This window comes from Streptomyces sp. NPDC033165 (assembly GCF_055577965.1).
This window is the reverse complement of record NZ_JBVIPK010000005.1, coordinates 319,420-334,881: the sequence shown is the minus strand read 5'-3', so window position 1 is coordinate 334,881 and position 15,462 is coordinate 319,420. Positions and strand designations below refer to the sequence as shown.

At 71.5% G+C, this 15,462-nt stretch carries 12 protein-coding genes; 6 read left to right on the top strand and 6 right to left on the bottom strand.

The annotated features are described in order from the left end of the window. The first annotated feature begins 140 nt into the window (after window positions 1-140). The gene (locus ACZ5WC_RS15275) at window positions 141-929 is read left to right on the top strand and encodes a ferritin-like domain-containing protein (protein ID WP_468541230.1); all 789 of its coding nucleotides are present in this window, start codon (window positions 141-143) and stop codon (window positions 927-929) included. 6 nt (window positions 930-935) lie between these two features. On the opposite strand, the gene corA is transcribed toward ACZ5WC_RS15275, so the two are convergent. Continuing rightward, window positions 936-1,928, bottom strand: coding sequence for a magnesium/cobalt transporter CorA (corA, locus tag ACZ5WC_RS15270; RefSeq protein WP_468541229.1), 993 nt, complete (start codon window positions 1,926-1,928; stop codon window positions 936-938). A gap of 55 nt (window positions 1,929-1,983) precedes the next feature. Here corA and ACZ5WC_RS15265 point away from each other — a divergent pair, with 55 nt between their 5' ends. The 5 genes from ACZ5WC_RS15265 to ACZ5WC_RS15245 all read left to right on the top strand — a co-directional run bounded on the left by ACZ5WC_RS15265 (window position 1,984) and on the right by ACZ5WC_RS15245 (window position 8,635). After that, window positions 1,984-2,670, top strand: a complete 687-nt coding sequence (locus ACZ5WC_RS15265) for a histidine phosphatase family protein (RefSeq protein ID WP_468541228.1) — start codon at window positions 1,984-1,986, stop codon at window positions 2,668-2,670. A 70-nt stretch (window positions 2,671-2,740) separates the two neighbouring features. After that, on the top strand, window positions 2,741-3,331 hold the full coding sequence (locus ACZ5WC_RS15260; RefSeq protein WP_096630022.1) for a DUF3090 domain-containing protein: 591 nt from the start codon (window positions 2,741-2,743) through the stop codon (window positions 3,329-3,331). Continuing rightward, window positions 3,295-4,143, top strand: a complete 849-nt coding sequence (locus ACZ5WC_RS15255) for an SCO1664 family protein (protein ID WP_468541227.1) — start codon at window positions 3,295-3,297, stop codon at window positions 4,141-4,143. The genes ACZ5WC_RS15260 and ACZ5WC_RS15255 overlap by 37 nt, the downstream gene beginning before the upstream one ends. 91 nt (window positions 4,144-4,234) lie before the next feature. Then, window positions 4,235-5,464: a cysteine--1-D-myo-inosityl 2-amino-2-deoxy-alpha-D-glucopyranoside ligase gene (gene mshC / locus ACZ5WC_RS15250; protein ID WP_468541226.1), complete on the top strand. Its 1,230-nt coding sequence runs from the start codon at window positions 4,235-4,237 to the stop codon at window positions 5,462-5,464. 114 nt (window positions 5,465-5,578) lie between these two features. After that, window positions 5,579-8,635, top strand: coding sequence for an NPCBM/NEW2 domain-containing protein (locus ACZ5WC_RS15245; RefSeq protein WP_468541225.1), 3,057 nt, complete (start codon window positions 5,579-5,581; stop codon window positions 8,633-8,635). Window positions 8,636-8,710: 75 nt separating this feature from the next. Here ACZ5WC_RS15245 and ACZ5WC_RS15240 read toward each other — a convergent pair whose 3' ends face one another. The 5 genes from ACZ5WC_RS15240 to ACZ5WC_RS15220 form a co-directional block, all read right to left on the bottom strand. Beyond that, window positions 8,711-9,760: a PAC2 family protein gene (locus tag ACZ5WC_RS15240; RefSeq protein ID WP_468541224.1), complete on the bottom strand. Its 1,050-nt coding sequence runs from the start codon at window positions 9,758-9,760 to the stop codon at window positions 8,711-8,713. A 299-nt stretch (window positions 9,761-10,059) separates the two neighbouring features. Beyond that, a complete protein-coding gene (locus tag ACZ5WC_RS15235; protein ID WP_468541223.1) occupies window positions 10,060-11,670 on the bottom strand; it encodes a glycerol-3-phosphate dehydrogenase/oxidase in 1,611 nt (536 codons plus the stop codon). A 15-nt stretch (window positions 11,671-11,685) separates the two neighbouring features. After that, on the bottom strand, window positions 11,686-13,230 hold the full coding sequence (gene glpK, locus ACZ5WC_RS15230) for a glycerol kinase GlpK (RefSeq protein WP_468541222.1): 1,545 nt from the start codon (window positions 13,228-13,230) through the stop codon (window positions 11,686-11,688). A 79-nt stretch (window positions 13,231-13,309) separates the two neighbouring features. After that, window positions 13,310-14,101 (bottom strand): MIP/aquaporin family protein, encoded by a 792-nt coding sequence (locus ACZ5WC_RS15225; RefSeq protein ID WP_468541221.1) that lies wholly within the window; start codon window positions 14,099-14,101, stop codon window positions 13,310-13,312. A gap of 388 nt (window positions 14,102-14,489) precedes the next feature. Then, the gene (locus ACZ5WC_RS15220) at window positions 14,490-15,254 is read right to left on the bottom strand and encodes an IclR family transcriptional regulator (RefSeq protein ID WP_468541220.1); all 765 of its coding nucleotides are present in this window, start codon (window positions 15,252-15,254) and stop codon (window positions 14,490-14,492) included. Between the last annotated feature and the right edge of the window lie 208 nt (window positions 15,255-15,462).

Below are 15,462 nucleotides of genomic sequence, written 5' to 3'. Positions count from 1 at the left end.
CCCAGGAGTTACGGCGGCCCGGTGGTTGCCGTCCGCCACTGTTCCGGTTGCCGACCGGCCCGCGGCGCATTTGACTCTCTCTGCGGAACGTTGCTCCGCGGACTCGCGGTCCGCGGGTATCCGGTACGGAGGTGGCCGCCATGCTCTCAGCGAAAAGCCTGTTCCAGGAGATCCTCGACGACGACGAGGCCTACCGGCTCTTCTGCTCCATCGCCGCCAGCGGGGAGTCCCAGGGCGGCTGGGAGAACGCCCGCATCGCCGCCCTCGTCCCCGAGGACCGCCGTGAACTGGCTCCCAGGATCGTCCGGCACGGCGCCGACGAGGACAAGCACGGCCGGATCTTCAACGCCCTCCTCAAGAAGCGCGGCCTCCCGCCGGTCCGGGTCCCCCCGGAGGCCGACTACACGATGCTCCTGGAACAGCAGGGGATCGGGCTCGCCCACTCCCGGCTGCGTGGCGAGGAACGGCTCACCGAGCGCGACATCATCACCTATCTGGCCCACAGCCGGATCACCGAGCAGCGCGCTTCCGAACAGATGCGGTTGCTGCGCCGGCACTTCGCCGACCACCCCGACATCGGCCGCGCGGTGAAGATGATCTCCGACGACGAGGACAACCACCTCGCCTACTGCCACGAGGAACTGCTGTCGCTCGCGCGCGAAGGACACGGCCGGACCATTCAGCGGACCATGCGCGAGTGCGCCCTGGCCGAGATCCGCGTCTACCGCGACGTCAGCCTCGCCGTGATGGCCCACATGGGGCGCGTCCTGGGCTGGTCCCGCCCCAGGGCGGCCCTGCTCGCCGCGGGCATCCACGCGATGTACGCGTACGAACGCCTCGTCGGCTGGCGGCGCATGGTGACCCTGGAGATGCCGGAGCGCCGCGACGCTCTCGGCAGCACCGCCGTACCGGAGCGCGAGTACGCGTAACGCGCCTCAGAGCCAGCCGCGCCGCTTGAACAGCCGGTGCAGCCCGTACACCGCGACGCCCATCAGGGCGACCACCACCGGGTACGTCCACGTCCAGTGCAGCTCCGGCATGTGGTCGAAGTTCATGCCGTAGACGCCCGCCACCATCGTCGGGACGGCGGCCATCGCCGCCCAGGCGGAGATCTTGCGCATGTCGTCGTTCTGACGGACGCCCATCTGCGCCAGATGCGCCGACAGGATGTCCGAGAGCAGCCGGTCCAGCCCCTCCGCCTGCTCGTTGGCGCGCGTGAGGTGGTCGGCCACGTCCCGGAAGAACGGCTGCGCGTGCTCGTGGACGAACGGCACGCCCGCACCCGAGAGCCGGGCCATCGGCGCCGTCAGCGGGCCCGCCGCCCGGCGGAACTCCAGCACCTGCCGCTTGAAGGTGTAGATCCGGGCCGCGGTGTTCTTCGCGTCGCCGCCGCTCGGCGCGAAGACCTGCGCCTCCAGCTCCTCCAGGTCGACCTGGAGCTCCCCGGCCACCTCCATGTAGTGGTCCACGACCGCGTCGCTCACCGCGTACAGCACGGCGGTCGGACCGTGCTTCAGCACCTCCGGCTCGGCCTCCAGCCGTTGGCGTACGGCCGCCAGCGGGGCGCTCTCGCCGTGCCTGACGGTCACCACGAACGAGTCCCCTATGAACACCATCAGCTCGTCGGCGCTGACGGTGTCGCTCGCCGGCTCGTAGACGATCGGCTTGAGGACCGCGAACAACGAGTCGTCGTACACCTCCAGCTTGGGCCGCTGGTGCGCGCGCAACGCGTCCTCCACCGCCAGCGGGTGCAGCCCGAACTCATGGCGTACGAGATCGAACTCCCGCTCCGTCGGCTCGTGCAGCCCGATCCACAGGAACGCGTCCCGCGAGCCCCGGGCCTCAGCCAGGGCCCCGGAGAAATCCTCGGGCCGTTCGGTGCGGCGCCCGTCCCGGTAGATGGCACAGTCCACGATCACGGCGGGCATTCTTCCCCCTGACCGGCCCCCGCGCACCTTCCGCCACCCCTCTACGCTGGCGAGTATGCCCACGCTGATCCTCGTACGCCACGGACGCTCCACCGCCAACACCGCCGGAGTGCTCGCGGGCCGCACCCCCGGTGTCCACCTCGACGAACGCGGCGCCGGACAGGCCGCTGCCCTGCCCGGACGGCTGGCTGCCCTGAGCCCGGTCCTCGCCGTCAGCAGCCCCCTGGAACGCTGCCGGGAAACCCTCCAGCCGCTGCTGGAGGCCCGCCCCGGCCTGCCCCTGCACACCGAGGACCGCATCAGCGAGTGCGACTACGGCCACTGGTCGGGACGGAAACTGGCCGAACTGGCCGACGAGCCGCTGATGTCCGTCGTCCAGCAGCACCCCTCCGCCGCCGCCTTCCCCGGCGGCGAGTCCATGCGCGCGATGCAGGCCCGCGCCGTCGACGCCGTACGCGACTGGAACGCCCGGGTCGAGGCGGAGCACGGCGAGGACGCCACGTACGTGATGTGCTCGCACGGCGACATCATCAAGAGCCTCGTCGCCGACGCCCTGGGCATGCACCTGGACCTCTTCCAGCGCGTCCAGGTCGACCCCTGCTCGGTCACCGCGATCCGCTACACCCGGCTGCGCCCCTACCTCCTGCGGCTCGGCGACACCGGCGGCCTCGCCTCCCTCGCCCCCCACGAACGCCCCGTCGGCGCGGACGCGGCGGTCGGGGGCGGCGCGGGCGCGCCGTGATCGCTTGGGGCAGTAGGGTGGACGCGCCGTAGCGCCGCCCCAACCACCACCGATCTCAAGGGAGCAGGACGTGTCCCGTCAGGTGTTCCTCTATGACCCGCCGGACCGATTCGTGGCCGGTACGGTCGGGTTGCCTGGCCGCCGTACGTTTTTCCTGCAGGCGTCCTCCCAGGGCCGGGTCACCAGCGTGGCCCTGGAGAAGACCCAGGTCGCCGCGCTCGCCGAGCGGATCGACGAGCTGCTCGACGAGGTCGTGCGCCGCACCGGGGGCAATTCCCCGGTCCCCGCCGTGGCCCCCGCCGACATCACCGACACCGCACCCCTCGACGTGCCGGTCGAGGAGGAGTTCCGGGTCGGTACCATGGCCCTGGCCTGGGACGGCGAGGAACAGCGCATGATCGTCGAGGCGCAGGCCCTCGTCGAGCTGGACGCCGACTCCGAGGACGACCTCGCGGAGGCCGAGGAGAAACTCCTCCAGGACGAGGAGAACGGCCCGCCGATGCTCCGCGTCCGGCTCAGCGGCGCCCAGGCCCGCGCGTTCGCCAAGCGCGCCCTGGACGTCGTCAACGCCGGCCGCCCGCCGTGCCCGCTGTGCAGCCTGCCGCTGGATCCGGAAGGACACGTATGCCCGCGCCAGAACGGATACCGTCGCGGAGCCTGACCGGCACCGACCTGCTCACCCTGCTCACCGAGGGCACGCTCACCGTGCTCGGGCAGGTCGGCGGGGCGTCGAACGCGGTGCTGCACTGCACGGTCGCGTACGAGGGCGAGGAGCGCACCTGCGCCTACAAGCCGGTCGCGGGGGAGCAGCCGCTGTGGGACTTCCCCGACGGGACGCTCGCCCAGCGCGAGGTCGCCGCGTACGAGATCTCCCGGGCCACCGGCTGGGACCTGGTGCCGCCCACCGTGCTGCGGGAGGGGCCGTACGGCGAGGGCATGTGCCAACTCTGGATCGACGCGCCCGGGCCCACCGAGTCCGACGACGGTGAACCGCCGCTGCTGGCACTGGTCGAGGGCGAGGAGCCGGGCGAGGGCTGGAAGGCCGTGGGCTTCGCGGACGTGGGGGAGGGGAGGACCGCGCTGCTGGTGCACGCGGACGACCCCCGACTGCGGCGGCTCGCGGTGCTGGACGCGGTGATCAACAACGGTGACCGCAAGGGCGGCCACCTGCTGCCGGCGCCCGGCGGGCGGCTGTACGGCATCGACCACGGGGTCACCTTCAACGCGGACGACAAGCTGCGCACCCTGCTGTGGGGCTGGGCGGGCGAGCCGCTGACCGACGAGGCGCTGCGGGTGCTGAGCCTGCTCGCCACGGATCTGGCGCCGGGGTCCGCCCTGGCCACCCGAATGGCGGAACTCATCACGCGGGCCGAGCTGGAGGCCCTGCGGGAGCGGGTCGCCGGGCTGGTCAGGAGCGCGGTGCACCCGCGGCCCAGCGGCCAGTGGCCGCCGATCCCGTGGCCACCGGTGTAGCGGGCCCCAGGGCTTCGCGCAAGAGGGCCTCTTCGGACAGGTTTCCGGATCCGGTTCGTATCCGGAAGCATCGTCCGGTTACGCTCGTGACATGCATGCCTGGCCCGCTTCTGAGGTCCCCGCCCTGCCCGGCAAGGGCCGCGACCTTCGGATCCACGACACCGCGACCGGCGGACGGATCACCCTTGACCCCGGTCCCGTCGCCCGCATCTACGTCTGCGGCATCACGCCGTACGACGCGACCCACATGGGTCATGCGGCGACCTACAACGCGTTCGACCTCGTTCAGCGCGTGTGGCTCGACACCAAGCGGCAGGTTCACTACGTCCAGAACGTGACCGACGTGGACGATCCGCTGCTGGAGAGGGCCGTGCGCGACGGTCAGGACTGGACCGAGCTCGCGGAGCGCGAGACGGCGCTCTTCCGCGAGGACATGACCGCCCTGCGGATGCTGCCCCCGCAGCACTACATCGGCGCGGTCGAGGCGATACCGGGCATCGTGCCCCTCGTCGAACGCCTGAGGGACGCGGGCGCCGCCTACGACCTCGACGGCGATGTCTACTTCTCCGTCGACACCGACCCGCACTTCGGCGAGGTCTCCGGTCTCGACGCCGAGGCGATGCGGCTGCTCTCGGCCGAACGCGGCGGCGACCCGGAGCGCCCCGGCAAGAAGAACCCCCTCGACCCGATCCTCTGGATGGCCGCCCGCCCGGGCGAGCCGAGCTGGGACGGGGCCTCGCTCGGCGCGGGCCGTCCCGGCTGGCACATCGAGTGCGTCGCCATCGCGCTCGACCATCTCGGTATGGGCTTCGACGTTCAGGGCGGCGGCTCCGACCTCGCCTTTCCGCACCACGAGATGGGCGCCTCCCACGCCCATGCGCTGACCGGCGAGCACCCGTTCGCCAAGGCGTACGTCCACGCGGGCATGGTCGGCCTGCACGGCGAGAAGATGTCCAAGTCGCGCGGGAACCTGGTCTTCGTCTCGGCGCTGCGCCGCGAGGGCGTGGACCCGGCGGCCATCCGGCTGTCGCTGCTCTCGCACCACTACCGCTCCGACTGGGAGTGGACCGACCAGGTGCTGGCCGACGCCGTCGAGCGCCTCGCGCGCTGGCGGGCCGCCGTCTCGCGCCCCGACGGGCCGTCCGCCGACGCGCTGGTCGAGGAGGTCCGCGCGGCCCTGGCCGACGATCTGGACAGCCCCGCGGCGCTCGCCGCGGTGGACCGCTGGGCCGCGCTCCAGGGCGCGGAGGGCGGCACGGACGAGGGTGCGCCCGGCCTCGTGTCGCGTACGGCCGACGCCCTGCTGGGGGTCGCGCTGTAGGGGCGTCAGCGCTCCCCCCGACTACCTGGACCGGTCTCGGACTTCTCTACGAAGTTCGGGGCCGGTTCCCTTTTGTCCGTGGTCATCTGCTCGAAGTTGCGCTAAAAGCTCATCATGCAAACATCAACGCGCATGAGAGCGGCAGCGGTTGCTGCCCTGCTCGGACTGGTCGCGGTCCTCACGGGACCCGGCGGGGCCCGCGCCGACGAGGCCCCGCCGGAGACCACCGAGACCACCACCGTCGGGGACGTGACCGGATTCCGGGCGGACGGGGCGGTCTACCGGCTGAGCGCCGGGCCCGCCGAGGCCCGGGTCAGCTTCGTCTCCGCCGAGACCTTCCGTATCGAGCTGGCCCCCGACGGCAGGTTCACCGACCCCACCGGCGACGACATCGTCCTGCCCCAGGGCAAGGAGCCCCGTACCCGCTGGAAGGACCGAGGCGACCGCTACGAGCTGTCGACGAGCGAGGTCACCCTGCGGGCCTACAAGAAGCCGCTGCGCTTCGCCCTGCACCGGGCCGACGGCAGCCGGATCTGGTCCGAGGCCAAGGGGCTGAGCTGGACCGGCGAGAAGACCGTCCAGACCCTGGCCCGGGGCGCCGGTGAGCAGTTCTACGGGGCCGGGATGCAGAACGGCCGCGGCAACACCTCCCACCGAGACAAGACCGTCGAGGTCGCCGTCGACTACAACTGGGACGACGGCGGCCACCCCAACTCCGTACCCTTCTACCTCTCCTCGGCCGGCTACGGCGTCTTCCGCAACACCTACGCCCCGGGCACCTACGCCTTCACCGACCCGGTGACGACCAGTGCGAAGGAACAGCGCTTCGACGCCTACTACTTCGCGGGCGACGGGGCCAAGGACGTCATCGGCCAGTACACCGACCTCACCGGCAAACCCTTCCTGCCGCCCATCTACGGCATGGAGACCGGCGACGCCGACTGCTACCTCCACAACGCCAACCGGGGCGAGCGCCGCACCCTGGACGCGCTGAAGGTCGCCGACGGCTACGTCGAGAACGACATGCCCAACGGCTGGATGCTGGTCAACGACGGCTACGGCTGCGGCTACGAGGACCTGGAGGAGACCGCCCAGGGCCTGACGGAACGCAAGATGGAGCTCGGCCTGTGGACCGAGGACGGCATCGAGAACCTCGGCGCCCAGGTGAAGGCCGGGCAGCGGGTCGCCAAGCTGGACGTCGCCTGGGTCGGCCCGGGCTACAAGTTCGCGCTCGACGCCTGCAAGGACGCCTACCAGGGCATCGAGGACCACAGTGACGCCCGGGGCTTCACCTGGGCGCCGGAGAGCTGGGCGGGCGCACAGCGCTGCGGAGTCCAGTGGTCCGGCGACCAGGCAGGCAGCTGGGAGTACATCCGCTGGCAGATCCCCACCTACGCGGGCGCGACCATGTCCGGACTCGCCTACACCACGGGCGACATCGACGGCATCTTCGGCGGCAGCGCCAAGACGTACACGCGCGACCTCCAGTGGAAGATGTTCCTCGGCACGACGATGGCCATGAACGGCTGGGCCCCCATGGACAAGCAGCCCTTCCGCCACGGGGAGCCGTACACCTCCGTCAACCGCGACTACCTCAAGCTCAAGGAGTCGCTGCTGCCGTACCAGTACAGCTACGCCCACGAGGCAACCAAGACGGGCGTCGGGCTGGTCCGCCCGCTGGTCCTCGAATACCCGGACGACCCGAAGGCCGCGACGGAGGCCGCGACGTACGAATTCCTCTCCGGCGAGCACTTCCTCGTCGCACCCGTCTACCAGGACACCACCGAGCGCAAGGGCATCTACCTCCCCAAGGGCACCTGGATCGACTACTGGAGCGGCCGCACCTACGAGGGCCCCACCACCATCGACACCTACGGCGCCCCGCTCGACACCCTGCCGCTGTTCGTGAAGGCGGGCGCGGCGGTCCCGATGTGGCCCGGCATCCGCTCCTACCGCGACCGCACCGCCGACTCCCCGCTCGCCTGGGACGTCTACCCGCAGGGCAACACCTCCTTCACCCTCTACGAGGACGACGGCGTCACCCGGCAGCACCGCGACGGCGAGTACGCCACCCAGCGCGCCGACGTCAAGGCCCCCGTGCGCGGCGCGGGGCACGTCTCCGTCACGATCAACAAGAGCCGGGGGAGCTTCACCGGCAAACAGGCCGCCCGCCCCTACGAGTTCACCGTCCACACCGGCTCCGAGCCCCGCGCGGTCAAGCTGGGCCGCGCCCTTCCGGAGCTGGGTTCACGAACCGCGTACGACAAGGCCCGGCAGGGCTGGTGGTACGACCGTGACGACCGGGGAGGCGTGGTGCACGTGAAGACCGCGCCCCTGAGCACGGCGAAGAAGTTCACCGTGAAGCTCCTCGGCACCAGCGCCGTGGGCGGCAGGCAGGCCGCCGCGGCAGCCGTCCTCGCCGCCCCCACGGGCCAGGAGGCCGGAGCGGGGACGCCCGGTGAGGTTCTGGTCGACGTGACCGCGGGCAGCGCCGACCTCACCGGCACCTCGGTCACCCTCCAGGTCCCCGAGGGCTGGCGGACCGTCACGGCGGAGGTCCCGGGGCGGATTCCGGCGGGCACCACCCGGCGGGTCGCGGTCGAGGTCACCCCGGCGAAGGACGCCGAGGTGCGCGAGACCCGGCTCACCGCGCTCGCCCGCTACCGGGCCGCCGGTGAGGCCCGCAGCAGCGAACAGCGGCTCGCCGTCTCGGTGACTCCACCGCCGCCCACCGGAGAGGCCTGGGCGAGCGACCTGGTCTGGCTCTCGGAGACCAACGGCTACGGGCCCGCCGAACGCGACCGCTCCAACGGGGAGTCCGGGGCGGAGGACGGCCATACGCTGACGCTCGCGGGCACCACGTACGAGAAGGGCATCGGCACCCACGCCGACTCCGACATCGCGATCCACCTCGGCGGCCGCTGCACCGCGTTCACCGCCGACGTGGGCATCGACGACGAGATCGACGGCTACGGGGAGGTCGCGTTCTCGGTGGAGGGCGACGGCGAGGTGCTGTGGACCTCACCGAAGCTGACCGGGGCCTCGGCGACCGTACCGGTGGACGTGGGGCTCGACGGAGTACGCCAGGTGCGGCTGAAGGTCACCGACACCAACGGGTCCAAGACCGGGGACCACGGGGACTGGGCGGCGGCGAAGTTCCACTGCGCCTGAGCCGCCGGAACGGCGGGGGCCCCGCACGGGATCGACTTCCGTGCGGGGCCCCCGCCGTTCGCACCCCAGCCGGGGTCACTCCTCTTCGGGAGCGTCCCCCGAAGTCTCACCGGACGGGCCGTCGGCCCCCTGGTCGCCCCTGTCGCCCCTGTCGTCGGGGTTCTTGCCCCGCCCGGACTCCGGGCGCGGCGGCTTCGGCGGGCGGGTGCGGCCGCTGGAGGGGTCCCGCAGGTAGGAGCCGTCCCCGGTCTCCGTCGCATGGCCGCCGGGCCCCTGGCCGGGGCCGCCGTCCCGCCGCCGCAGATAGCGCTCGAACTCCCGGGCGATGGCCTCGCCGGACGCCTCGGGCAGCTCCGCGGTGTCCCGCGCCTCCTCCAGCGTCTGGACGTACTCCGCGACCTCGCTGTCCTCCGAGGCCAGCTGGTCCACGCCGAGCTGCCAGGCCCGCGCGTCCTCGGGCAGTTCGCCCAGCGGGATGCGCAGCCCGATCAGGTCCTCCAGCCGGTTCAGCAGGGCCAGTGTCGCCTTCGGGTTCGGGGGCTGCGACACGTAGTGCGGCACCGCCGCCCACAGGCTCACCGCGGGCACGCCCGCGTGCGTGCAGGCCTCCTGGAGGACGCCGACGATGCCGGTGGGGCCTTCGTAGCGCGTCTCCTCCAGGTCCATCGTCCGCGCCAGATCCGCATCGGAGGTGACTCCGCTCACCGGCACCGGCCGGGTGTGCGGGGTGTCGCCCAGCAACGCGCCCAGGATGACGACCATTTCGACGCCCAGCTCATGGGCGAAGCCGAGGATCTCGTTGCAGAACGAGCGCCAGCGCATCGACGGTTCGATCCCGCGCACCAGGACCAGGTCCCGCGGCTTGTCCCCGCCGACACGCACCACGGAGAGCCGGGTCGTCGGCCAAGTGATCTTCCGCACCCCGCCGTCCAGCCACACCGTGGGCCGGTTGACCTGGAAGTCGTAGTAGTCCTCGGCGTCCAGCGCCGCGAACACCTCGCCCTTCCACTCCCGGTCCAGATGGCCGACCGCTGTCGAGGCGGCGTCCCCGGCGTCGTTCCAGCCCTCGAACGCGGCCACCATGACCGGGTCGATCAGCTCGGGCACCGACTCGAGCTCGATCACCCGGGCCTCCTTCCGATGTCTCCATACGTACGGAGCAACCTTACGGCGTCGGAGGCCTTCTGCCGCAGCCGTCTTGCACGGCCGGGTGAACCCTGCTCGTTCGCTCCCGGAGCCCCGCTCGTCCACTGGTCCCGGCCCGGCCCGAAGCCGTCGGCGGTGACCGCCCGAGGGCCGAGGCGGCAGTCCTCGTGCCGGCCGAGGATCTGGGGAGTGCGGTACGTGCCGGGGCCCGTGGAAACGCCGACGGGGGCGGCTCCCGCTCGGAAGCCGCCCCCGCCCTCGTACCCGTGGGGGGCGGGTCAGTCCCGGTCGGCCAGCAGCTTCTCGACACCGTCGCGGACGTCGTCCGTGGCCAGGCCGCGGATCGTCAGCGTGGTCCGGCGGCGCAGCACGTCGTCCGCCGTCTCGGCCCACTCGTGGTCGCGGGCGTAGGCGACCTGGGCCCAGATCTCCGGGGCGTCGGGGTGGACGCGTTCGGCCAGGGCCGGGTTCTCGTTCGCCAGGCGCGCGATGTCGAAGGCGAGCGAGCCGTAGTGCGTGGCCAGGTGCCGGGCGGTGTCCGGCGCCATACGGGGGCCGGGGGCGGGGCCGTCGACCAGCAGCCGGTGCGCGACCGCGTTCGGGTTGGCGATCCCGGGCAGCGGCAGCTTCCTCGGCAGCCGGTTCATCGGCTCCATGTCCTCGGCCAGCGGGTGGCCCGGGAGGGCGGCCAGCTTGTTCATCACCGTACGGCCGATGTGGCGGAACGTCGTCCACTTGCCGCCCGCGACCGACAGCATCCCGCCGCGGCCCTCGGTCACGACCGTCTCGCGCTTGGCCTTGGAGGTGTCGCCGGGCCCGCCCGGCAGCACCCGCAGACCCGCGAAGGAGTACGTGATCAGATCGCGCGACAGCTGCTGGTCCTTGATCGAGAACGCCGCCTCGTCGAGGATCTGCGCGGTGTCGGCCTCGGTCACCGCGACATCCGCCGGATCGCCCTCGTACTCCTCGTCCGTGGTGCCGAGGAGCAGCATGTCCTCCCACGGCAGCGCGAAGGTGATGCGGTACTTGTCGATCGGGGTGGCCAGAGCCGCCCGCCACGGCCGGGTCCGCTTGAGGACCAGGTGGGCGCCCTTGGACAGACGTATGGAGGGGGCCGCGTTCGGGTCCTCCATCTTGCGGAGGTGGTCGACCCAGGGGCCGGTCGCGTTGAGCACGAGCCGGGCGTCGACGCCGAACTCGGTGCCGTCCGTGCTGTCCTTCAGCTCGGCGCCGGTGACCCGGCCCCGGGTGAAGCGCAGCCCGGTGACGGCCGCGTGGTTGAGGACGACCGCGCCCGCGTCGACGGCCGCGCGGACCGTCATCAGCGCCATGCGGGCGTCGTTCATCTGGTCGTCCCGGTAGACCGCCACGGCCTTGAGGTCGTCCGTACGCAGCTCGGGCACGTCACGCTGGGCCTTGGCCGGAGAGATGACGTGGCCGACGCCGTCGCCGAACGCGGAGAGCGCGGAGTAGGCGAAGACGCCCGCGCCGAGCTTGGCCGCGCCGTGCGGGCCGCCCTTGTAGACGGGGAGGTAGAAGGTGAGGGGGTTGGCCAGGTGCGGGGCCACCTCGCGGGAGACCGCGCGCCGCTCGAAGTGGTTCTCGGCGACCAGCTTCACCGCGCCGGTCTGGAGGTAGCGCAGTCCGCCGTGGAGCAGCTTGGAGGAGGCGGAGGAGGTGGCGCCGGCGAAGTCACCGGCGTCCACCAGAGCCACCCGCAGCCCGGACTGCGCGGCATGCCAGGCGGTCGAGATACCCAGGATGCCGCCGCCGATGACCAGGAGGTCGTACGTGGCCCGGGACAGCTGGTCCCGGGTCTCGGCGCGGCTCGGCAGGGAGCCGGAGGCCGGGTGCGTTCCGAGGGCGGGAACGCTCTGCAGGGTGGTCATGGTGAATGCTCCTCGTCAGCTTTCTTCGTCCTCGATCCAGCCCATGGTCCGTTCGACGGCCTTGAGCCAGTTCTTGTACTCGCGGGCACGGGTGTCCGCGTCCATGCGGGGGGTCCACTCGGCGGCCCGGCGCCAGTTGGCGCGCAGCGCGTCGGTGTCCGGCCAGAAACCGACGGCGAGACCGGCGGCGTAGGCCGCGCCGAGGCAGGTGGTCTCGGCGACCATGGGCCGCACCACGGGTGCGTCCAGGAAGTCGGAGAGCGTCTGCATCAGCAGGTTGTTGGACGTCATGCCGCCGTCGACCTTGAGCGCGGCCAGCTCGACGCCGGAGTCCTTCGTCATGGCGTCGCTGATCTCGCGGGTCTGCCAGGCGGTGGCCTCCAGGACGGCACGGGCGATGTGCGCCTTGGTGACGTAGCGGGTGAGACCGGCGATGACGCCACGGGCGTCGGGCCGCCAGTAGGGGGCGAACAGACCGGAGAAGGCGGGCACGAAGTAGGCGCCGCCGTTGTCCTCGACCGAGGAGGCCAGCGTCTCGATCTCGGCGGCCGACTTGATCAGGCCCATCTGGTCGCGCATCCACTGCACCAGCGAACCGGTGACCGCGATGGAGCCCTCCAGCGCGTACACCGGGGGCTTGTCGCCGATCTGGTAGCCGACGGTGGTGAGCAGCCCGTTGTAGGAGTTCACCGGGGTGGAGCCGGTGTTCATCAGCATGAAGGTGCCGGTGCCGTACGTGGACTTGGCCTCGCCCTCGGCGAAACAGGTCTGGCCGAACAGGGCCGCCTGCTGGTCGCCCAGTGCGGAGGCGACCGGCACGCCGTCCAGGATGCCGCCCTTGGCGTTGCCGTAGACCTCGGCGGAGGAGCGGATCTCGGGGAGCACGGCGGCGGGGATGCCGATGGAGTGGAGGATCTTCTCGTCCCACGCCATGGTGTGCAGGTTCATCAGGAGGGTGCGCGAGGCGTTGGTGACGTCGGTGACGTGGACGCCGCCGTCGGGGCCGCCGGTCAGGTTCCAGATGACCCAGGAGTCCATGGTGCCGAAGAGGATGTCGCCCGCCTCGGCGCGCTCGCGCAGCCCTTCGACGTTGTCGAGCAGCCAGCGGACCTTGGGCCCGGCGAAGTACGAGGCGAGCGGCAGCCCGGTCTCGCGGCGGAACCGGTCCTGCCCGACATTGCGGCCGAGCTCCTTGCAGAGCGCGTCGGTGCGGGTGTCCTGCCAGACCAGCGCGTTGTGGACCGGCTCACCGGTGTTCTTGTCCCACATCAGCGTGGTCTCGCGCTGGTTGGTGATGCCGATCGCCTTGACGTCGGCGGAGGTGATACCGGCCTTGACGATGGCCCCGGCGACGACCTCCTGGACGTTCTCCCAGATCTCGGTCGCGTCGTGCTCGACCCAGCCCGGCTTCGGGAAGATCTGCTCGTGCTCCTTCTGGTCGACGGAGACGATCCGGCCGTCCTTGTCGAAGACGATGCAGCGGCTGGAGGTGGTGCCCTGGTCGATGGCCGCGATGAACGGCCCGGTGCCGTGGGTGCCGGTCGTGTGTGCTTCGGTCACGGTGTGCTCCCGGAAGTCTGTGAAGTGATAGGGGTTACGGCGCTGATACCCGGCCTCGGGTCCGCGTCCCGGTCTCGGGTCAGGCGAAGGCGAGGTTGTAGAGCCCGCCGGCGAGCGCGCCGCCGATGAGCGGACCCACGATGGGTACCCACGCGTAGCCCCAGTCCGAACCACCCTTGTTCGGCAGCGGCAGCACCGCGTGCACGATGCGCGGTCCGAGGTCGCGGACCGGGTTGATGGCGTAGCCGGTGGGCCCGCCGAGGGAGAGGCCGATGCCGACGACCACCAGGGCCGTGATCAGGGCTCCGAGTGTGCCCAGACCGTTGCCCTCGTTGTTGAGGCCCTGGGTGAGGATGGCCAGGACCAGCACGACGGTGGCGATGATCTCGGTGACGACGTTCTGCACAGCGTTGCGGATCTCGGGGCCCGTGGAGAAGATCCCGAGCACCGGTCCGGCCTTGGGGGCGGCGGTCTGGTCGACCATGCCCTCTTCGGTGCCCTTGGTACCGATGATCTCCGGGTCGTTGAGGTGGGCGTGGAACTGCCCGTAGTACACCGCGTAGACCAGTACGGCGCCGATCATCGCGCCGAGCAGCTGGGAGCCGAGGTAGAGGGGCACGTCGCCCCACTCGGTGCCGCCCTTGACGGCGAGGCCGAGGGTGACGGCCGGGTTGAGGTGGGCACCCGAGACGCCGCCGGCGAGATAGGCGCCGGTGAGTACGGCGAAACCCCACCCGAAGGTGATGGCCAGCCAGCCCGCGTCGCGGGCCTTCGAGTGCTTCAGCGTGACGGCGGCCACAACGCCGGCACCGAGCAGGATGAGTATGGCGGTCCCGAAGGTCTCGCCGATGAAAATGTCGGAGCTGGACACCCGCGACTCCTTTGTCCTTCGTCCAGGGGAGAGCGGAACACCGGGTCCCTCCGGTGGTCCGCGCCCCAGATGGGTATCCACAAAGCGTGGGCAGCCCACCTGTAAGGGCTTGACCGGCCCTTGGCACTGTCACACCCTAACGCGTATTGCCGTTAGGCGTTCGACAATGCCGACCGTTGAACGGCAGTGTTTCCCCCGAGTGAAGGAAGCGTCAAGGGTTCTGTGGCGGAGGACTCGGTGCGCGACGCGATCGTTATCCGGCCCTTCGCGCGCGTGGGGCACGTCGGCGCGCGCGGCGCCGTGGCCCGGCGTACGGGACGGCCCTTGGGTGTGCGCGCTGCCGTGGGGGTGGGTGACGTTGCGGGGCGTACGTGGCGGGCCAAGGCCCTCAGAAGCGCCCGGCGCCCAGGTCCCGGGAGACCGCGCGGGCACAGTCCCGTACGGCCGCGATCAGCTCGGGCCGCAGCGTCCCGTCCGGGGCCACCCGCTCCACCGCACCCGTCACGGCGACCGCGCCCACCGGCATCCTGCGCCGGTCGTGCACGGGGGCGGCGACGGCTGCCACGCCCTCCCAGGTCTCCTCCGCGTCGGCCGCCCAGCCCTGGGCCCGGATCAGGTCGAGCATCGCCTCGAACTCGTCGGCGGTGGTGACGGTGCGCCCGGTGAAGGAGCGCCGCTCCGCCTCCATGACCTCGCTGTGGGCCACCGGGTCGTAGGCGGACAGCACCTTGCCCAGCGCCGTGGAGTGCAGCGGCTGCATCGCCCCCACCTCCAGTACCTGGCGGCTGTCGTCGGGCCGGAAGACGTGGTGGACGATCAGGACGCCGTGCTGGTGCAGCACCCCGAGGTGGACGCTCTCGCCGCTGGAGCGGGCCAGGTCGTCCGTCCAGACCAGGGCGCGCGCCCGCAGCTCGTGGACGTCCAGATAGCTGTTGCCCAGTCGCAGCAGCTCCGCGCCGAGCTGATAGCGCCCCGAAGCCGTGTCCTGCTCGACGAACCCCTCCAGCTGGAGGGTGCGCAGGATGCCGTGCGCGGTGCCCTTGGCCAGCCCCAGCGACGAGGCGATGTCGGAGAGCCCGAGCCGGCGCTCGCCGCCCGCCAGCAGACGCAGCATCGCGGCCGCCCGCTCCAGCGACTGGATGTTCTTGGCCATCGCGCCGTACTCCTCCACCTCGGTTCGACAATGCTGAACACTATCGGTCGATGCCGACCTATGCCTGACTCCGGGGGAAAGTCTCCGCCACTGGGCCACACGTGCCGCACCCCGCACAGCATGCAGTCCGCCCCATGGACGCCCTGACCGCCCGGGGTGCCGTCCGGCTAGGCTGGCGACGTGCGCCTTCCCCAAGAAGGACGCAAAG